20 protein-coding genes and 1 riboswitch are annotated in these 17132 nt (G+C 56.2%); of the genes, 9 read left to right on the top strand and 11 right to left on the bottom strand.

Annotated elements, in window-relative coordinates; translation table 11 throughout:
• Positions 1 to 29: 29 nt before the first annotated feature.
• Together ABLV07_RS03520 and ABLV07_RS03515 are read right to left on the bottom strand one after the other, a co-directional pair.
• On the bottom strand, positions 30 to 899 hold the full coding sequence (locus tag ABLV07_RS03520) for an AraC family transcriptional regulator (RefSeq protein WP_047039214.1): 870 nt from the start codon (positions 897 to 899) through the stop codon (positions 30 to 32).
• Positions 900 to 978: 79 nt separating this feature from the next.
• Positions 979 to 1374 carry a YgiW/YdeI family stress tolerance OB fold protein gene (locus ABLV07_RS03515; protein ID WP_015703508.1) on the bottom strand — a complete coding sequence of 132 codons (396 nt, stop codon included), beginning with the start codon at positions 1372 to 1374 and terminating at the stop codon, positions 979 to 981.
• A 150-nt stretch (positions 1375 to 1524) separates the two neighbouring features.
• Between ABLV07_RS03515 and qseB the strand changes: the two genes are divergently transcribed.
• From qseB to ABLV07_RS03495, 4 genes are all read left to right on the top strand, one after another.
• Positions 1525 to 2184 (top strand): quorum sensing response regulator transcription factor QseB, encoded by a 660-nt coding sequence (gene qseB / locus ABLV07_RS03510; RefSeq protein ID WP_015369657.1) that lies wholly within the window; start codon positions 1525 to 1527, stop codon positions 2182 to 2184.
• A complete protein-coding gene (gene qseC, locus ABLV07_RS03505) occupies positions 2181 to 3530 on the top strand; it encodes a quorum sensing histidine kinase QseC (RefSeq protein WP_348853331.1) in 1350 nt (449 codons plus the stop codon). Before qseB ends, qseC begins: the two co-directional genes overlap by 4 nt.
• A gap of 106 nt (positions 3531 to 3636) precedes the next feature.
• On the top strand, positions 3637 to 4218 hold the full coding sequence (locus tag ABLV07_RS03500; RefSeq protein WP_015703509.1) for an NAD(P)H-dependent oxidoreductase: 582 nt from the start codon (positions 3637 to 3639) through the stop codon (positions 4216 to 4218).
• Between the two features lie 35 nt (positions 4219 to 4253).
• Positions 4254 to 4568, top strand: coding sequence for a putative quinol monooxygenase (locus ABLV07_RS03495; protein WP_015369654.1), 315 nt, complete (start codon positions 4254 to 4256; stop codon positions 4566 to 4568).
• A gap of 70 nt (positions 4569 to 4638) precedes the next feature.
• On the opposite strand, the gene parE is transcribed toward ABLV07_RS03495, so the two are convergent.
• Genes parE through nudF form a run of 5 tightly spaced genes read right to left on the bottom strand, consistent with a single transcriptional unit; the run spans position 4639 to position 9045 of the window.
• Entirely contained in the window at positions 4639 to 6534 is a 1896-nt protein-coding gene (parE, locus tag ABLV07_RS03490; RefSeq protein ID WP_015369653.1) for a DNA topoisomerase IV subunit B, read from the bottom strand.
• A gap of 30 nt (positions 6535 to 6564) precedes the next feature.
• Positions 6565 to 7140: an esterase YqiA gene (gene yqiA / locus ABLV07_RS03485; protein WP_015369652.1), complete on the bottom strand. Its 576-nt coding sequence runs from the start codon at positions 7138 to 7140 to the stop codon at positions 6565 to 6567.
• Positions 7140 to 7967, bottom strand: a complete 828-nt coding sequence (gene cpdA, locus ABLV07_RS03480; protein WP_015369651.1) for a 3',5'-cyclic-AMP phosphodiesterase — start codon at positions 7965 to 7967, stop codon at positions 7140 to 7142. Before cpdA ends, yqiA begins: the two co-directional genes overlap by 1 nt.
• Positions 7968 to 7991: 24 nt before the next feature.
• Complete coding sequence (locus ABLV07_RS03475) at positions 7992 to 8414, bottom strand: DUF1249 family protein (RefSeq protein WP_015703512.1); 423 nt, start codon at positions 8412 to 8414, stop codon at positions 7992 to 7994.
• A gap of 1 nt (position 8415) precedes the next feature.
• Positions 8416 to 9045 (bottom strand): ADP-ribose diphosphatase, encoded by a 630-nt coding sequence (nudF, locus tag ABLV07_RS03470; protein WP_015369649.1) that lies wholly within the window; start codon positions 9043 to 9045, stop codon positions 8416 to 8418.
• A gap of 195 nt (positions 9046 to 9240) precedes the next feature.
• Between nudF and tolC the strand changes: the two genes are divergently transcribed.
• The 3 genes from tolC (at position 9241) to ABLV07_RS03455 (ending at position 12699) form a co-directional block, all read left to right on the top strand.
• Positions 9241 to 10695, top strand: coding sequence for an outer membrane channel protein TolC (tolC, locus tag ABLV07_RS03465; RefSeq protein WP_015703513.1), 1455 nt, complete (start codon positions 9241 to 9243; stop codon positions 10693 to 10695).
• Positions 10696 to 10861: 166 nt separating this feature from the next.
• Positions 10862 to 11533, top strand: coding sequence for a DUF1190 family protein (locus ABLV07_RS03460; protein WP_015369647.1), 672 nt, complete (start codon positions 10862 to 10864; stop codon positions 11531 to 11533).
• A gap of 5 nt (positions 11534 to 11538) precedes the next feature.
• Positions 11539 to 12699: a glutathionylspermidine synthase family protein gene (locus tag ABLV07_RS03455; RefSeq protein ID WP_015703515.1), complete on the top strand. Its 1161-nt coding sequence runs from the start codon at positions 11539 to 11541 to the stop codon at positions 12697 to 12699.
• 55 nt (positions 12700 to 12754) lie between these two features.
• Here ABLV07_RS03455 and ygiD read toward each other — a convergent pair whose 3' ends face one another.
• The gene (ygiD, locus tag ABLV07_RS03450) at positions 12755 to 13549 is read right to left on the bottom strand and encodes a 4,5-DOPA dioxygenase extradiol (RefSeq protein WP_015703516.1); all 795 of its coding nucleotides are present in this window, start codon (positions 13547 to 13549) and stop codon (positions 12755 to 12757) included.
• Between the two features lie 205 nt (positions 13550 to 13754).
• Positions 13755 to 14408 carry a 3,4-dihydroxy-2-butanone-4-phosphate synthase gene (ribB, locus tag ABLV07_RS03445; RefSeq protein WP_015703517.1) on the bottom strand — a complete coding sequence of 218 codons (654 nt, stop codon included), beginning with the start codon at positions 14406 to 14408 and terminating at the stop codon, positions 13755 to 13757.
• A gap of 105 nt (positions 14409 to 14513) precedes the next feature.
• Positions 14514 to 14665, bottom strand: a riboswitch (FMN riboswitch).
• 127 nt (positions 14666 to 14792) lie between these two features.
• Here ribB and ABLV07_RS03440 point away from each other — a divergent pair.
• On the top strand, positions 14793 to 15062 hold the full coding sequence (locus tag ABLV07_RS03440; RefSeq protein WP_015369643.1) for an accessory factor UbiK family protein: 270 nt from the start codon (positions 14793 to 14795) through the stop codon (positions 15060 to 15062).
• Between the two features lie 195 nt (positions 15063 to 15257).
• Here ABLV07_RS03440 and glgS read toward each other — a convergent pair whose 3' ends face one another.
• Entirely contained in the window at positions 15258 to 15455 is a 198-nt protein-coding gene (glgS, locus tag ABLV07_RS03435) for a cell surface composition regulator GlgS (RefSeq protein ID WP_015369641.1), read from the bottom strand.
• Here glgS and ABLV07_RS03430 point away from each other — a divergent pair.
• Complete coding sequence (locus tag ABLV07_RS03430; RefSeq protein WP_015369640.1) at positions 15447 to 15596, top strand: hypothetical protein; 150 nt, start codon at positions 15447 to 15449, stop codon at positions 15594 to 15596. The genes glgS and ABLV07_RS03430 overlap by 9 nt on opposite strands.
• A 77-nt stretch (positions 15597 to 15673) precedes the next feature.
• Here ABLV07_RS03430 and hldE read toward each other — a convergent pair whose 3' ends face one another.
• The gene (gene hldE / locus ABLV07_RS03425; protein ID WP_015369639.1) at positions 15674 to 17107 is read right to left on the bottom strand and encodes a bifunctional D-glycero-beta-D-manno-heptose-7-phosphate kinase/D-glycero-beta-D-manno-heptose 1-phosphate adenylyltransferase HldE; all 1434 of its coding nucleotides are present in this window, start codon (positions 17105 to 17107) and stop codon (positions 15674 to 15676) included.
• Positions 17108 to 17132 lie beyond the last annotated feature (25 nt).

The raw sequence follows: 17132 nt of genomic DNA, 5'->3' as shown, positions 1-17132 counted from the left end.
AGATCGGTTAAAGAGGATGAGGATATCAATCAGGCTAACGGTAAATAAATATCGGTGCGGAGTTCATGCTCGCCAACTTCATGCACAAAATTGAGGTAGCGGAAGTACACCGGAAAATCCCTTAGCGTCTCCCCGGAGGCGGGCAGCCAGTCGCGATAGAGAAACCAGACGCTTTGCGCCAGCGCATCCAGCGAACCGTGATGGCGGGCCACTGCGCAACGGCCTGCCGGGATCTCGCCGTTAATCACGCCAAACGCATTTTCGCTAATCGGTTGCTCAACGGTGCCGCAGATATCAAAACGAAACGCGTCGCCTGGCGTTGTTTGCGGATCGTCCCAGGCAATGCCCCAAGTTTCGCTGGTGGCGACTGGCGACAGCCCGCTCGTTTTGCGCCATGCGATAAAACGCGCGGCGGTGGCGTTGACCAGGTCCGGGCTCCCGCGATGTTGCAATACGGCGATCCTTGTGGCTGGAAATTGAATAATGTTTACGTCCATCGAAGTTTGCTCCTGTAGCGTATGTTTCGGTACGCGCCGATGCCACTCGCCCCAATCCGGCTGCTGACGGAACTGAGTCGGGCTTTGATCAAACGCGGTACGGAAGGCGCGACTGAACGACTCCGAATTTTGAAATCCGGCATCAAGAGCAATATCGATGATTTTATCCTGCGGGTTGAAGGCCAGGCGCCAACAGGCGCGCCGCAGGCGTAACCACTGAATATACCGGTACAGCGGAACGCCGGTATACGCACTAAATTGCCGGTGAAAATGGTAAGGCGAGCTATACGCAATCGCGCTCAGCGCCTCCAGCGTTAGCGGCTCATCAAGATGGTTCTCAATGTACAAACAGACTCGCTGAAAACGCCCGACGTACGCCGGGCTGGCCTTAATATCGTTCATCGTCTCCTCCACGCGACACACTCTGCCAGAGCGAGGATAGCGATTCCTGACCGATCTTGCGCACTCTCCGGCGCGGGCGTTATGGCGCGATTTTACGGATCTGCTTCACGTCAATCTCTACCGAGTTCCAGTCTTTATCGACTTCACCCTGAATTTCTACCGTATCCTGCGGGCCGACGGTCACGCCGTTCCAGCGCTTGTGGTCGATATCGACGTTCACCACGCCGGAGGCATCCTGGAATTTATACAGGTCATCGGAGATGCGCTCGACGATTTTACCGCGCAGGGTCACCCAGGTGTCATCGCGCAGCGACTTGGCGTTCGCCACGGTGGTCACCGCGCCGCTCGGCCCGGTGAAGCCGCCGGCCTGCGAAGTAGTGGTAGTAGACGGTCCGGTGAATCCACCCTGCCCGGCGGCCAGTACCGGCATGGATACCAAAGCAATAATCGCGGTCATCGCAGCAATTTTTTTCATTTTATAATCTCCCTTATGTGTTGGTATGGCTCCTATTACGCCTGACAAAACTTAACGACTTCTTAAGCGGCAAAAAGAAATTTTAATGCTGTACATCCCCTGCATCAACGCGGTTTACTGCGCAAAGAAACGGGATCGTCGGAGGGAAACATGCGCATATTATTAGTGGAAGATGACAAACTGATCGGCGACGGCATCAAAGCCGGGCTGAGCAAAATGGGCTTCAGCATCGACTGGTTCACCGCAGGCCAGGAGGGCAAAAACGCCTTATATAGCGCCCCTTACGACGCCGCGATACTTGACCTGACTCTCCCCGGCATTGACGGCCTCGATATTCTGCGCGAATGGCGCGATAAAGGCCGTAATGAACCCGTGCTGATCCTCACCGCCCGCGACGCGCTGAGCCAGCGGGTTGAAGGGCTACAGCTCGGCGCCGATGACTATCTGTGTAAACCCTTCGCCCTGATTGAGGTAGCGGCGCGTCTCGAGGCGCTGATCCGCCGCGCTCACGGCCAGAGCAGCAGCGAGCTACGCCACGGTAAGGTGACCCTCGACCCGAACCGCTTAACCGCCAGCCTCGACGGCGAAAGCCTGGCGCTAAAGCCGAAGGAGTTCGCCCTGCTGGAACTGCTTATGCGCAACGCCGGGCGCGTGTTGCCGCGTAAGCTTATCGAGGAAAAGCTCTATAACTGGGACGACGAGGTCTCCAGCAACGCTGTGGAAGTTCACGTCCACCATCTACGGCGCAAACTTGGCAGTGGTTTTATCCGTACCGTGCACGGCATCGGCTATACCCTGGGTGACGCATGAAACGACTCGCCCATATGAGCCTACGCCTGCGCCTGACGCTGCTGTTTGTCCTGCTAACCAGCGCCGCCTGGGGGATAGCCAGCGTTATCGCCTGGCAGCAGACCAGCGAAAAGCTGGATAAGCTGTTTGATACCCAACAACTGCTCTTTGCCCGCCGCCTGAGCGCGATGAATGTCGATGAGCTGCAGGCGCGACCGGCGCAGATCCGCGAAAAGAAAAAAGTTAAACACGGCCATCTTGATGATGACGCGCTGGCCTTCGCTATTTTCACCCGCGACGGAAAAATGGTGCTTAACGATGGTGAAAACGGCGAAGATATTCAATGGGGTTCGCAGCGCGAAGGCTTCAGCGATGGCTACCTGCGTGGCGATGACGACGAATGGCGTTTTTTGTGGCTGACCACCGCTGACGACCGTCATCGTATCGCCGTCGGCCAGGAGTGGGATTATCGCCGGGAAATGGCGATGGATATCGTCACCTCGCAGCTCACGCCGTGGCTGGTCGCGCTACCGCTGATGTTCGTGCTGCTCATCGTGCTATTAAGCCGCGAGCTGGCGCCATTGAAGAAACTGGCTCGAACCCTGCGCCAGCGCGCGCCGGATTCGGCGGAACGTCTGTCGGACGACAAAATCCCTTCAGAAGTTCGCCCGCTGGTCGATGCCCTGAATCAGCTATTCAGCCGTACCCACGAAACCATGCTACGCGAGCGTCGCTTTACCTCTGATGCCGCCCATGAGTTGCGCAGCCCGCTGGCGGCGCTGAAGGTGCAAACCGAAGTCGCCCAGCTTTCAATGGACGATCCCGAAGGTCGGGATAAAGCGTTGGCGCAATTACATCAGGGCATCGACCGCGCCACTCGGCTGGTCGATCAATTACTTACGCTGTCGCGGCTGGATTCCCTTGCGCAACTGGATGACGTGCAGCCGGTCGCCATCGACGACCTGTTGCAGTCGGCTGTAATGGAGATGTATCACCACGCGCAGCAGTCCGCCATTGAGTTACGCCTGCATCTGAACGCCAGCAATATCGTCCGCACCGGCCAGCCGCTGCTGCTCAGCCTGCTGGTACGCAATCTGCTGGATAATGCCGTGCGCTATAGCCCGCGCGGTAGCCGGGTGGATATCACCCTTTCCGCCCGCGAATTCCGGGTTCGCGACAATGGTCCAGGCATTAGCCCGCAAGCGCTGGCGCGCATTGGCGAGCGTTTTTATCGCCCGCCGGGCCAGGATGCCCCCGGCAGCGGATTAGGCTTATCGATCGTTCGCCGCATCGCCGCACTGCACGGCATGCGGGTTGATTTTGCTAACGCGCGCGACGGCGGCTTCGAGGCGCGCGTTTACTGGTAGCCACATTATTGCCAAAAATGCAAAAGACTTTGCACATTTTGCTCATTTTACTGCCCCGCTTCGCGGGGTAAAATTGCTGACAAATTTAATAGGTTGAGGGCAAAAAATGAGCAACATCCTGATTATCAACGGGGCGAAAAAATTCGCTCACTCTAATGGCCAATTGAACGACACCCTGACCGAGGTCGCGGATGGTTATCTGCGCGACGTCGGGCATGATGTTAAAATCGTCCGCGCGGAGAGCGAGTACGATGTAAAAGAAGAAGTGCAGAATTTCCTGTGGGCCGATGTGGTTATCTGGCAGATGCCGGGCTGGTGGATGGGCGCGCCCTGGACCGTGAAAAAGTACATGGATGACGTCTTCACCGAAGGCCATGGCGCTCTGTACGCCAGCGATGGCCGTACCCGCTCCGATGACAGCAAAAAATATGGCTCCGGCGGATTGATTCAGGGCAAACAGTACATGCTGTCGCTGACCTGGAACGCGCCAATGGAAGCCTTCACCGATAAAGATCAGTTCTTCCACGGCGTCGGCGTTGATGGCGTTTACCTGCCGTTTCACAAAGCCAATCAGTTCCTTGGCATGAGCGCGATGCCGACCTTTATCGCCAACGACGTAATTAAAATGCCTGACGTTCCACACGTCATCGCAGAATATCGCAAGCATCTGGCCGAGATTTTTGGTTAACTAGAAGCCTACACACAGAAGGAGTTGAGTTAACCATGTTAACAGTGATTGCCGAAATTCGTACTCGTCCGGGCCAACACCACCGTCAGGCGGTACTGGATCAGTTCGCTAAAATTGTCCCTGTGGTACTGCAGGAAGAAGGCTGCCACGGCTACGCGCCGCTGGTTGACCACGCCGCCGGCGTGAGTTTCCAGACCTCCGCCCCGGATTCGATCGTAATGGTCGAGCAGTGGGAAAGCGTCGCGCATCTCGAAGCGCATCTGCAAACGCCGCACATGAAGGCTTACGCCGAAGCGGTAAAAGGCGACGTGCTGGAAACCAGTATCCGCATTTTGCAGGCTGGCGTATAAGCCCGACAGAAGTAAGAAGTAAAAAGGGAGCCTGAGGCTCCCTTTTTCGCATCTGGCGGCTGACGTCGGCTTAGGCTTCGAGATCCGCCATATCGCCTTTTTCCTGCAGCCAGTTGCGGCGGTCTTCAGAACGCTTCTTGGCCAACAGCATATCCATCACCGCGGTCGTTTGCTGCTCGTCTTCATCGGTGATGATGAGCTGCACCAGGCGGCGGGTGTTCGGGTCGAGCGTGGTTTCACGTAGCTGCATCGGGTTCATCTCACCCAGCCCTTTAAAGCGCTGTACGTTCGGCTTGCCCTTCTTACGTTTCAACTGCTCCAGCACGCCGGCTTTTTCTTCTTCCGTCAGCGCGTAGTAAACCTCTTTACCGAGGTCGATACGATACAGCGGCGGCAGCGCGACGTACACGTGACCCTCTTTCACCAGGGTACGGAAATGCTTCACGAACAGCGCGCACAGCAGGGTAGCGATGTGCAGACCATCCGAGTCGGCATCGGCGAGAATACAGATTTTACCGTAACGCAGCTGGCTTAAGTCATCGCTATCCGGGTCGATACCAATCGCCACCGAAATGTCGTGCACTTCTTGCGAAGCGAGCACTTCATCGGAAGAGACTTCCCAGGTGTTCAGGATCTTGCCTTTCAGCGGCATAATCGCCTGATATTCACGGTCGCGCGCCTGTTTCGCCGAACCGCCCGCCGAGTCCCCTTCGACGAGGAACAGTTCGGTGCGGTTCAGGTCCTGCGCGGTGCAGTCCGCCAGCTTACCCGGCAGCGCCGGGCCGCTGGTGAGCTTTTTGCGCACCACTTTCTTGGCGGCGCGCAGGCGACGCTGGGCGCTGGAAATGGCCATTTCCGCCAGCAGCTCCGCCGCCTGTACGTTCTGATTCAGCCACAGGCTGAAGGCGTCTTTAACCACCCCGGAGACGAATGCCGCGCACTGGCGCGACGACAGACGTTCTTTCGTCTGCCCGGCGAACTGCGGATCCTGCATCTTCACCGACAGTACGTACGCGCAGCGATCCCAGATATCTTCCGCCGACAGCTTCACGCCACGCGGCAGAATATTGCGGTATTCGCAAAACTCGCGCATCGCGTCGAGCAACCCCTGACGCAGACCGTTAACGTGCGTACCGCCCTGCATAGTCGGGATCAGGTTGACGTAGCTTTCGGTCAGCAGTTCACCGCCTTCCGGCAGCCACAGCAGCGCCCAATCCACCGCTTCCGTTTCGCCGGAGAAGTTGCCGACAAACGGTTTTTCCGGCAGCAGCGGCAGGCCGTTGACCGCCTCGCACAGATAATCATTTAGGCCGTCCGCATAGCACCAGCGCTGCTCGCTGTTGTTCACCTGGTCGCGGAAAACAATTTCCACGCCCGGGCACAGCACCGCTTTCGCTTTTAACAGGTGAGTTAGCCGCGAGACGGAGAAACGCGGGCTATCGAAGAAGCTTTCATCCGGCCAGAAATGGACGCTGGTCCCGGTGTTGCGTTTACCGCAGGTGCCGGTGACGCGCAGGTCTTCAACTTTTTCCCCATTTTCAAAGGCGATGCTGTAGACCTGACCATCGCGGCGCACGTTGACTTCCACGCGCTTAGACAAGGCGTTGACGACAGAAATCCCCACCCCATGCAGGCCGCCGGAGAACTGGTAGTTTTTATTAGAAAACTTCCCGCCCGCGTGCAGCCGACAAAGAATCAGCTCAACCGCCGGAACCCCTTCTTCCGGGTGGATATCAACCGGCATCCCGCGCCCGTCGTCGATAACCTCCAACGATTGATCGGCATGGAGGATGACCTCCACGCGTTTGGCGTGGCCGGCCAGTGCTTCATCCACACTGTTATCAATAACTTCCTGACCAAGATGGTTAGGACGGGTTGTGTCGGTGTACATTCCCGGGCGGCGGCGAACCGGCTCAAGCCCGGTGAGTACCTCAATGGCATCAGCGTTATATGAAGATTGCGTCATGGTGTGTATTCGTAGGTCGTTCTGAACCGCTTAGCGCAGGCCCAGAAAATCGATAATCTGGGTGAAATGATCTTCAAAGCCAACAAATGCGTGATTACCGCCCTCCTCGACCGTTTGACGGCAGGAGGCGAAGTAGTCAACAGCCTGGCGGTAATCAAGCACTTCATCGCCCGTTTGCTGCAATAACCAGATAAGGTCAGGCGCTTCCAGCGGGTCGATATGCATGACTTTAAGATCGTAAATATGGCGAGACTCTAGCACATATTGCTGCCCGGTGTACGGATTCTCATTGGGGCCAAGAAAATTGTTCAGCAGTTCAAATGGCCGCACCGCCGGGTTAATCACCACCGCCGGCAACATAAAACATTGCGACAGCCAGGTGGCGTAGTAGCCGCCCAACGACGACCCCACCACGCCTAACGGCTCGCCGCCGTGCTCCAGCACGATGGCTTCCAGCATCTCTGCCGCCTGCGCCGGGAAAGCAGGCAGTTCCGGCACCACCATGTTAATTTCCGGGTGGTACTGCGCCAGCCACGTTTTCAGCGCCGTCGCTTTTGCCGAGCGCGGCGAGCTGTTAAATCCGTGCAGATAAAGAAGAGTAGACATCAGTATCCTTCTGAAGCGATATCCGGGTGAAACTCGGCGCCGCTGAGACGACAGACTTCAGTCGTCAACACGCCATCAGGATGCAGTTCAAGCCAGCGCCAGCCAGGAGAGACGGTATCGAGGGTGAAATTAGCGCAGTGCGGCTTAAACTGCACGCAGGTCGATGGCGTCGCCATCATCCGCCGCCCGTTCCAGTCGAGATCCAGCTCCTGGTGAATATGGCCGCATAGCAGGTGCTTAACCCGCGGATAGTTGCTCAGGATGTGGTCTAACGCCCCGGCGTTGCGCAGGCTATGCTGATCGAGCCAGCTGCAGCCCGCCGGCAGCGGATGATGATGCAGTAACAGCAGCGTGTAGCGCTCAGGTTCCGCATTCAATTGATGCTCAAGCCACTCCAGTTGGAAATCGCTCAGCTCGCCGTGAGGCACGCCAAAGACCTGGCTGTCCAGCAGCAGGATTTGCCAATGATCGCCCAACAGGACGCGTTTTGCGGGGGAGATGCCGGCATCGTGCAGCGTGCTGTACATCGCCGGTTGGAAATCATGGTTTCCCGGCAGCCAGACGCAGGGTGCGGCAAAGCTCGCGATGCCTTCAGCGAAATGCTGATAGGCCGCGGCAGAGTGGTCTTGCGCCAGATCGCCTGTTGCTACAATCAGGTCGCATTCACGCTGTGAGGCATGTATCGCATCCAATACAGCCTGATAACTTTCCCAGGTATTGATACCCAACAGCGTTTCATGTTTTTCAGCAAACAGGTGAGTATCAGTAATTTGTAATATCCTGACTCTGGTCTCACCAGCCAGAGGTAGGTTTAACAGGCTTTCCAAATGGTGTCCTTAGGTTTCACGACGCTAACAAACCGGAATCGCCATCGCTCCATGTGCTAAACAGTAACGCAGCCAGTCGGCCAGAAACTGATTAATTTGATGCTTTTCGTCGCGTTGATGCAACTTTTTATTAGGGTAATCATATCTCGCTTTGAAGCGAAAAATCTGCTGACTTGAACACACTTCAGCCACCATGGCGTCGTGATACAGGCGCACCGTCATTGACGGCAGGCTCCAGTAGCTCACCGCAGGCATAGTCTGTTCTATTGTCACTAATGTAGTGTAGCGGGTCGATTCGACCACCGTTAATCGGTATTGCGCCGCCCCCACCTGATAGTTCGCCATATCGCCGACCGCCTCAGTGCGAGGCAACAGGCGGCGCAGCTGGGCGAAATTGGTTTCGCACAGGCGCATCATTTCCGGGAAGTCAGGTGTATAACGCTTCATATTATTTCCACTCGTTTCGTAAGCTGTGATAATGCAGCTGCAGCCATTGCAGGGCGATGACAGAAGCCGCGTTGTCGATTTTCCCCTCTTCTACCCACTGGTAAGCCTGTTCCCGGCTCACCACATGCACCCGAATATCCTCGTTTTCTTCGGCCAGGCCGTGAATGCCTTTTGCCGTCGATGCATCAACTTCGCCCACCAGGATCGATAACCGCTCGCTGGTGCCGCCTGGGCTTGCCAGATAGCTTAATATTGGTTTGGTGCGCCCAACTTCAAGCCCGGCCTCTTCCAGCGCTTCCCGGCGGGCGACATCTTCTACCGTTTCGCCTTCTTCTATCATCCCGGCGACCATTTCCAGCAGCCACGGGCTCTCGCTGGTATCATAGGCGGCAATGCGGATCTGCTCGACCAGCACAACTTCATCACGCACCGGGTCAAAGGGTAGCAAGACGGCGGCGTGCCCGCGCTCAAAAATTTCGCGGGTAACCTCGCCGCTCATCCCGCCGTTAAACAGGCGATGGCGAAAACGATACAAATCGAGCGAAAAAAAACCGCGATAGAGCGTTTCCCGTGCAATAATTTCTACATCGTTTTTAGAGAAGGTAATTCCCTGCTGATTAGGTTTGCTCATTGTCTGTGTCCTGCTCATCCGAAAGTAGGGATTTATAGGCCGTTTGGCTACCGTTTTACAGCCTGTATGTTAGATTGGTGCAAATTACCGCCCTATGGCACGTAACGCCAACTTTTTACGGCGACAGAGTCGATACAATCAGCGATTATTTTTAGAATTTGAGTAGCGCTAAATGCTTCACAACAAGGAATGCAAATGAAGAAACTTTTTCCCATCCTTATCGGCCTGGGCCTGACTGGCTTCAGCGCCATGAGCCAGGCAGAGAACCTGTTGCAGGTTTATCAGCAGGCGCGTATTAGCAACCCTGACCTGCGTAAATCGGCAGCCGATCGCGATGCTGCATTCGAAAAGATCAACGAAGCGCGAAGCCCATTACTGCCGCAACTCGGTCTGGGCGCGGATTATACCTATACCAGCGGGTTCCGTGATTACAAAAACCAGAACTCCAACGTCACCAGCGGTTCATTGCAGTTAACGCAAACCCTGTTCGATATGTCGAAATGGCGCGCGCTGACCCTGCAGGAAAAAGCGGCGGGCATTCAGGATGTCACCTATCAGACTGACCAGCAAACGCTGATTCTGAATACCGCGACAGCTTACTTTAAAGTCCTGGCCGCTATCGATACGCTCTCCTATACCGAAGCACAGAAACAGGCTATCTATCGTCAGTTGGACCAAACCACCCAGCGCTTTAACGTGGGCCTGGTTGCCATCACCGACGTACAAAACGCCCGCTCGCAATACGACGCCGTGCTGGCAAATGAAGTGACCGCGCGTAACGACCTCGACAACGCCGTTGAAGAGCTGCGTCAGGTCACCGGCAACTACTATCCGGAGCTGGCGTCGCTGAACGTTAACGGCTTCAAAACCAGCAAACCGCAGGCGGTGAACGCGCTGCTGAAGGAAGCGGAAAACCGCAACCTGTCGCTGCTGCAGGCGCGTCTGAACCAGGATCTGGCTCGTGAGCAGATTCGCCAGGCGCAGGATGGTCATTTACCTACTCTTGATTTGAACGCTTCTACCGGCGTCTCTAATAACCGTTACAGCGGTTCCAAAAACATCTCCCAGGACGCCGATGTCGGGCAAAACAAAGTCGGCCTGAGCTTCTCCCTGCCGCTGTATCAGGGCGGGATGGTTAACTCACAGGTGAAACAGGCGCAGTACAACTTTGTCGGCGCCAGCGAGCAGCTGGAAAGCGCGCACCGCAGCGTGGTGCAGACCGTGCGTTCGTCGTTTAACAACGTGAATGCCTCCATCAGCAGCATCAATGCCTACAAACAGGCCGTTGTCTCTGCGCAGAGCTCCCTGGATGCGATGGAAGCGGGTTATTCGGTGGGTACGCGTACCATCGTTGACGTGTTGGATGCGACCACCACGCTGTACAACGCCAAGCAGCAGCTCTCCAACGCCCGTTATAACTACCTGATCAACGAGCTGAACATCAAGTCCGCTCTCGGCACGCTGAACGAGCAGGATCTGATCGCGCTGAACAACACGCTGGGTAAAGCGATTCCGACTTCACCGGACAGCGTCGCGCCGGAAAATCCGCAGCAGGACGCCGCCGCTGACGGTTATGCGAACACCGCCTCCGCACAGCCGGCTGCCGCCCGTACGACGAAGACCAGCGGTTCCAATCCGTTTAGTCACTAATCGTTGAACGCGATGACGCCTCGTCTGGCCTTCGGGTCAGGCGGGGCGTTAAACGTAAGGCAACGTAAAGACCTCCGCTTTTCCCCTCTTTCGCTTCATTTTCCACCACTCATACTCTATCCTGAGCGTTGACAAACGCACTACCACTGGGTCCTGGAAGACAAATATGAAACGGACAAAAAATATTAATCATGCGTCGTTCCGCAAAAGCTGGAGCGCTCGCCACCTGACGCCGGTCGCCCTTGCCGTCACCGCCGTCTTTATGCTCGCCGGTTGCGAAAAAACTGACGAGACGGTTTCTCTGTATCAGAACGCCGATGACTGCTCCGCGGCTAACCCAAGCAAAGCCGCAGAGTGCACCACCGCCTACAATAACGCGGTGAAAGAAGCCGCGCGCACCGCGCCGAAATACGCCAGCCGTGAAGACTGCGTCGCCGAGTTCGGCGAAGGCCAATGCCAGCAGGCGCCGGCTCAGGCGGGCGTCGCCCCGGAAAACCAGGCGCAGGCGCAAAGCAGCGGCAGCTTCTGGATGCCACTGATGGCCGGCTACATGATGGGTCGTCTGATGGGCGGCGGCATGGCCGCGCAGCAGCCGCTGTTTAGCTCGAAGAACCCGGCCAGCCCGGCCTACGGCCAGTACACCGATGCCAGCGGTAAGAGCTATGGCGCGGCGCAACCGGGCCGTACCATGAACGTGCCGAAAACCGCGATGGCGCCGAAACCGGCCACCACCACGACCGTCACCCGTGGTGGTTTCGGCGAATCCGTCGCTAAGCAATCGACGATGCAGCGTAGCGCCGCGGGCTCCAGCTCCTCTTCACGCTCGATGGGCGGTTAAGCGGCATGGAAAGAATCAGCATTACCGAGCGCCCGGACTGGCGCGAGAAAGCGACCGAGTATGGCTTCAACTTTCACACCATGTACGGCGAGCCATACTGGAGCGAAGAGGCCTACTACAAGCTGACGCTGGCGCAGGTTGAAAAGCTCGAAGCGGTCACCGCCGAGCTGCATCAAATGTGTCTACAGGTCGTTGAGAAAGTGATCGCCAGCGACGAGCTGATGACCAAATTCCGCATCCCTAAGCACACCTGGGGCTTTGTGCGTCAGTCGTGGAAAACCAACCAGCCGTCGCTGTACTCGCGTCTGGATCTGGCCTGGGATGGCGTGGGCGAACCGAAGCTGCTGGAAAACAACGCGGATACGCCAACCTCGCTATATGAAGCAGCGTTCTTTCAATGGATCTGGCTGGAAGATCAGCTTAACGCCGGTAATCTGCCTGCCGACAGCGATCAGTTCAACAGCCTGCAGGAAAAACTGATTGAACGCTTCGGCGAGCTGCGTGAACAATTTGGCTTCCAGCTGCTGCATATGGCCTGCTGCCGCGATACCGTTGAAGACCGCGGCACCGTACAGTATCTGCAGGACTGCGCGGCAGAAGCGGGCGTCGCCACCGAGTTCCTGTATATCGAAGATATCGGTCTTGGCGAAAAAGGTCAGTTTACCGATTTACAGGATCAGGTCATCGGTAATCTGTTCAAGCTCTATCCGTGGGAATTTATGCTGCGCGAGATGTTCTCCACCAAGCTGGAAGACGCCGGCGTACGCTGGCTGGAGCCTGCATGGAAGAGCATTATCTCCAACAAGGCGCTGCTGCCGATGCTGTGGGAAATGTTCCCCAACCACCCTAACCTGTTGGCGGCTTACTTCAGCGAAGATAACCATCCGCAGCTTGAGAAGTACGTCATTAAGCCGATCTTTTCCCGCGAAGGCGCCAACGTGTCGATCGTTGAAAATGGCAAAGTGGTGGAGGCGGTGGAAGGTCCGTACGGGGAAGAAGGCACCATCGTGCAGGAGTTTTATCCGCTGCCGAAATTTGGCGATAGCTATACGCTGATTGGCAGCTGGCTTATTAACGACCAGCCTGCCGGGATCGGCATCCGTGAAGATCGGGCGCTGATCACCCAGGATCTTTCGCGTTTCTATCCGCACATTTTCGTCGAATAACGGCAAACCCCGGCAACCTGAGTAGCCGGGGTTTTTTCATGTGCGATAGCTGCCGTTACGCGGCTCCCACGACCACCGACAGCATGCTCAGCGACCCCATTTCCATCCCTTCGACCGGGATCGTTATCGGCTCTTCACCATCCCACGCTCCCAGAATATAGAGCAGCGGCAGGAAGTGCTCAGCCGTTGGGTTAGAGAGCGAACCACCTTCATGGCTTAAATAATTCACCAGCGGATGCGCTTCGACCGGCCCTTTCCAGTTCAGATTCGCTTTGACATAGTCGTTAAACGACTGGGCCCACGGATACGGCGTGCTTTCGCCATGCCAGCGCGCGGTACGCAGGTTATGCACCACGTTGCCGCTCGCCACCAGCATAATGCCTTCATCACGCAGCGACGCCAGCTTACGCCCCATCTCCAGATGCCATGCCGCGGGCTTAGTGCTATCGATACTTAACTGAACCATGGGAATATCGGCATCAGGGTACATTTTTATCAGCACTCCCCACGAACCGTGGTCAAAACCCCACGCCTCTTTATCGAGGGCGACGGGCACCGGCGCCAGCAGGTCAACCAGATGCTGCGCCAGCTCCGGCGATCCCGGCGCAGGGTAGTGCGTATCGTATAAGGCCTGCGGGAAACCGCCAAAATCATGAATGGTTTTCGGCGCTTCCATCGCCGTCACGCCCGTCCCGCGAGTAAACCAGTGCGCGGAAATAACCACGATAGCTTTCGGCCGCGGCAGCGTTTCGCCGAGATGACGCCAGGCGCGGGTATAGATATTATCTTCCAGCACGTTCATCGGGCTACCATGGCCTAAAAACAACGCTGGCATACGGGTACGGGACATGATGGTATCCTTCAGTAGGGAGTATTTGATTCCTTCACATTACGCCCTTTTAGCCGCAGATAAACTCAGATAAGCGTGATGATCATCATCAGAAAATTTGAAGGTGAAAAATCTCTCCCATGTACCCGCAGAGAAAGCATATTAGCTCGACCCAGAAACAACAAAGCCCACCGTAAAGTGGGCTTGTCATCAGAACAGCGGTAACTTAGCTGGCTTTGCGATCGTGCTCGCGGCGGTAAGCCACCAGGTCTTCAATGGTGACAACGGCCATGTTGTGCTGCTGAGCGAACTTGATGCACTCCGGCGCGCGCGCCATGGTGCCATCGTCGTTAGTCAGTTCACAGAGAACGCCTGCCGGTTTAAAGCCCGCAAGGGTCACCAGGTCGATGGTCGCTTCAGTGTGGCCGCCGCGGGTCATTACGCCGCCTGGCTGCGCGCGCAGCGGGAAGACGTGGCCCGGACGGTTGAGATCGGAGGGTTTCGCGCCATCGGCAATGGCGGCGCGCACGGTCGTGATGCGATCAGCGGCGGATACGCCGGTGGTTACGCCTTCTGCCGCTTCAATGGTCACGGTAAAGCCGGTGCCGTAGGCGCTGGTGTTGTTCTCCACCATCATCGGCAGGTCAAGCTGCTTGCGGCGATCTTCGGTCAGGCACAGGCAGACAATGCCGCTGCCGTGACGAATGGTCAGCGCCATTTGCTCAACGGTCATGGTTTCGGCGGCGAAAATCATATCGCCTTCGTTTTCACGGTCTTCATCATCAAGCACCATCACACCGCGGCCTTCGCGCAGTGCGTCTAAAGCGTGTTCCACACGTTCAAAAGCGGTACCAAAAGAAGAAAGGAGCGTCTGATTCATGGTAAAAAAACCTCATTAAAATTATGGTTACCAGAATCAGGGCAGTCTTAGGAGTGCCGGTTTAGCGGCAAAAGTCAACGCAAGCGGATCGTAACCCGACTGAGCCGTTACTCTCTCCCATCCGGACTTTAACCGTCGGCCCCGGAATTACACCGGATCTGCTGACCTTCCCGTTTTCACTGGAAGCGCTCGCGGGCTTTCAACGCGCAGGTTGATTTACCGCCGGTGGGGAATTTCGCCCCGCCCTGAGAATAAGCGAGATAACTATAACGCCATTAACTATCTTCATCAATGGCTACTCACTCGACATCTTACATTTGTGGTTTATAGGCGCTCCCGTTCGCACTACAATGAACGCTAACTAGACCAGTGCAGGAATCCGCCATGATTGACCCGAAAAAAATTGAACAAATCGCTCGCCAGGTCCATGAATCGATGCCGAAAGGCCTTCGCGATCTTGGAGATGACGTAGAAAAGAAAATCCGCCAGGTACTGCAATCGCAGTTAACTCGTCTGGATTTGGTCAGCCGCGAAGAGTTCGATGTGCAAACTCAGGTTCTGCTGCGCACCCGCGAAAAGCTGGCTTTACTGGAGCAGCGCATTAGCGATCTGGAAAGCCGTTCAGCTGCGCCGAAGAGCGAAGAACAGCAATAAAAAAACGGGCCTGAATGGCCCGTTTGAGATTGATGATAAACCTCATGCAATCTTTGCACTTACAGATTGCACCGATAAAAAATATGGAAAATCAATTTATTGATTTTCGGCTGATAACCACAAAGAAGGAAAAACCACGCTTTTTCCTTCTTTGTCAGTAGTCTGACGGGCCTGAATGGCCCGTTTTCATTTGGCTTAGTGCTCTAACTCGGCCGGGCTATTCACCTGACGACAATAAAGCTCATAGCGTTGGCAAAACCATTCACGATGTTCCTCATCCATATTGCCGACAATAGCCTGAAGATCAACCGAATGGCCTTGCGCGTGCATCCTGGCGAAACTACGTGCCAGAAAATCGAAGTTCTTCATAGAATACATATCGTTATGGTTCATCCGCATACTCCTTCAGCCGTTGGCGTTCTGATTGGTCATATGCCTTTTACTCACTTCAGTATTTACGCTTACCTTAACGTATTTTGTACGAAAAATGCGCTTAACCGGGTTATTTATTGCGCTAAATCATTTTCCGCATGATTAAATAAAAACGGCCCGCGAAGGTATCCCCGCAGGCCGTTGTAGACCGCTCCGTTCAGAGCGGTAAAGCGTATTGATTATTTGTCGCTATCTTTCTGAATCTTCTTGATAATATTGGTAGTCGAGCAGCCATCTTCAAAGTTGAGCACCAGCACTTCGCCGCCGTTGGCCCATACCTCTTCGCTGCCGGCGATCTGCTCCGGCTTGTAATCACCGCCTTTCACCAGCAGATCCGGCAGGATCCCGGCAATCAGCCGCTGCGGCGTATCTTCTTCAAACGACACGACCCAATCGACGGCTTCCAGCGCTCCCAGCACGATCATCCGCTGTTCAAGCGGATTCACCGGGCGGGTTTCGCCTTTCAGACGTTTGGTTGAGGCATCGCTGTTGACGGCGACGATCAGACGATCGCCCAGCTTGCGCGCATTGGCCAGATACGAAACGTGACCCGCGTGCAGAATGTCGAACACGCCATTGGTCATCACCACTTTTTCGCCACGCTTACGCGCCGCGGCGACCGCCTGTTTCAGCTCTTCTTCGCTCATCACGCCAAAACCGGTATCGGCACGCCCGCGCACCGCGTTTTCCAGCTCGATTGGCGAAACGGTGGAAGTCCCCAGCTTGCCGACCACCACACCGGCCGCGGCGTTAGCGAAATAGCAGGCCTCTTCCAGGGTGTTACCCGCCGCCAGCGTCGCCGCCAGCACACCGATAACCGTGTCGCCTGCCCCGGTGACGTCATACACTTCCTGCGCCTGGGTCGGCATATGCAGCGGCGGACGACCCGGCTGCAGCAGCGTCATACCCTGCTCGGAGCGCGTTACCAGCAGTGCGGAAAGCTCGAAGTCGGCGATGATTTTCATCCCGCGTTCGACGATTTCCGCTTCATCTTTACACTTTCCGGCGACCGCTTCGAATTCAGACAGGTTCGGCGTCAGCAGCGTTGCCCCGCGGTAGCGTTCAAATTCAGTGCCTTTCGGATCAATCAGCACCGGAACGCCGGCATCCCGCGCCAGCTTAATCATGGTCTGCACGCTGGCCAGCGCGCCTTTCGCGTAGTCTGACAGCACCAGCGCGCCGATCGAACCCAGCGCCTGCTGAATACGTTCATGCATCGGCTGTGGATCAACCCCGGAGAAACCCTCTTCAAAATCGAGGCGGATCAGCTGCTGGTTGCGCGACAGCACGCGCAACTTGGTGATGGTCGGATGCGTCGGTACCGACACGAAATCACACTTCACTTTTACGTCAGCCAGCGCTTTGCTAAGCGCGCGCGCGGCATCGTCGATACCGGTCAGGCCGACCAGACGAGAAGTCGCGCCGAGCGACGCAATGTTCATCGCCACGTTAGCCGCGCCGCCAGGGCGTTCTTCGATATTTTCCACCTTCACCACCGGCACCGGGGCTTCCGGGGAAATACGGCTGGTGGGGCCGTACCAGTAGCGGTCCAGCATCACATCGCCTACCACCAACACTCCTGCACGTTCAAACTCTGGCAGCGTTACTTTCATTACTCTCTCCTGCGAGATGCAAACT

It is taken from the genome of Klebsiella sp. CN_Kp097 (assembly GCF_040064495.1).
In the GTDB taxonomy this organism is placed as follows: Bacteria; Pseudomonadota; Gammaproteobacteria; order Enterobacterales; family Enterobacteriaceae; genus Klebsiella; species Klebsiella aerogenes.
The sequence above is the reverse complement of the archived record's forward strand: the minus strand, read 5'-3'. Positions and strand labels throughout refer to the sequence as shown.

Excerpts from the sequence above, each read along its gene's own strand:
- ABLV07_RS03440 (WP_015369643.1), top strand. The coding sequence starts at position 14,793 with ATGATTGACCCGAAAAAAATTGAACAAATCGCTCGCCAGGTCCATGAA.
- parE (WP_015369653.1), bottom strand. The coding sequence starts at position 6,534 with ATGACGCAATCTTCATATAACGCTGATGCCATTGAGGTACTCACCGGG.
- ABLV07_RS03495 (WP_015369654.1), top strand. The coding sequence starts at position 4,254 with ATGTTAACAGTGATTGCCGAAATTCGTACTCGTCCGGGCCAACACCAC.
- ABLV07_RS03475 (WP_015703512.1), bottom strand. The coding sequence starts at position 8,414 with ATGAAGCGTTATACACCTGACTTCCCGGAAATGATGCGCCTGTGCGAA.
- qseC (WP_348853331.1), top strand. The coding sequence starts at position 2,181 with ATGAAACGACTCGCCCATATGAGCCTACGCCTGCGCCTGACGCTGCTG.
- nudF (WP_015369649.1), bottom strand. The coding sequence starts at position 9,045 with ATGAGCAAACCTAATCAGCAGGGAATTACCTTCTCTAAAAACGATGTA.
- ABLV07_RS03460 (WP_015369647.1), top strand. The coding sequence starts at position 10,862 with ATGAAACGGACAAAAAATATTAATCATGCGTCGTTCCGCAAAAGCTGG.
- ribB (WP_015703517.1), bottom strand. The coding sequence starts at position 14,408 with ATGAATCAGACGCTCCTTTCTTCTTTTGGTACCGCTTTTGAACGTGTG.
- ABLV07_RS03515 (WP_015703508.1), bottom strand. The coding sequence starts at position 1,374 with ATGAAAAAAATTGCTGCGATGACCGCGATTATTGCTTTGGTATCCATG.
- yqiA (WP_015369652.1), bottom strand. The coding sequence starts at position 7,140 with ATGTCTACTCTTCTTTATCTGCACGGATTTAACAGCTCGCCGCGCTCG.
- tolC (WP_015703513.1), top strand. The coding sequence starts at position 9,241 with ATGAAGAAACTTTTTCCCATCCTTATCGGCCTGGGCCTGACTGGCTTC.
- ABLV07_RS03500 (WP_015703509.1), top strand. The coding sequence starts at position 3,637 with ATGAGCAACATCCTGATTATCAACGGGGCGAAAAAATTCGCTCACTCT.
- glgS (WP_015369641.1), bottom strand. The coding sequence starts at position 15,455 with ATGAACCATAACGATATGTATTCTATGAAGAACTTCGATTTTCTGGCA.
- ABLV07_RS03430 (WP_015369640.1), top strand. The coding sequence starts at position 15,447 with ATGGTTCATCCGCATACTCCTTCAGCCGTTGGCGTTCTGATTGGTCAT.
- ABLV07_RS03520 (WP_047039214.1), bottom strand. The coding sequence starts at position 899 with ATGAACGATATTAAGGCCAGCCCGGCGTACGTCGGGCGTTTTCAGCGA.
- hldE (WP_015369639.1), bottom strand. The coding sequence starts at position 17,107 with ATGAAAGTAACGCTGCCAGAGTTTGAACGTGCAGGAGTGTTGGTGGTA.
- ABLV07_RS03455 (WP_015703515.1), top strand. The coding sequence starts at position 11,539 with ATGGAAAGAATCAGCATTACCGAGCGCCCGGACTGGCGCGAGAAAGCG.
- ygiD (WP_015703516.1), bottom strand. The coding sequence starts at position 13,549 with ATGTCCCGTACCCGTATGCCAGCGTTGTTTTTAGGCCATGGTAGCCCG.
- qseB (WP_015369657.1), top strand. The coding sequence starts at position 1,525 with ATGCGCATATTATTAGTGGAAGATGACAAACTGATCGGCGACGGCATC.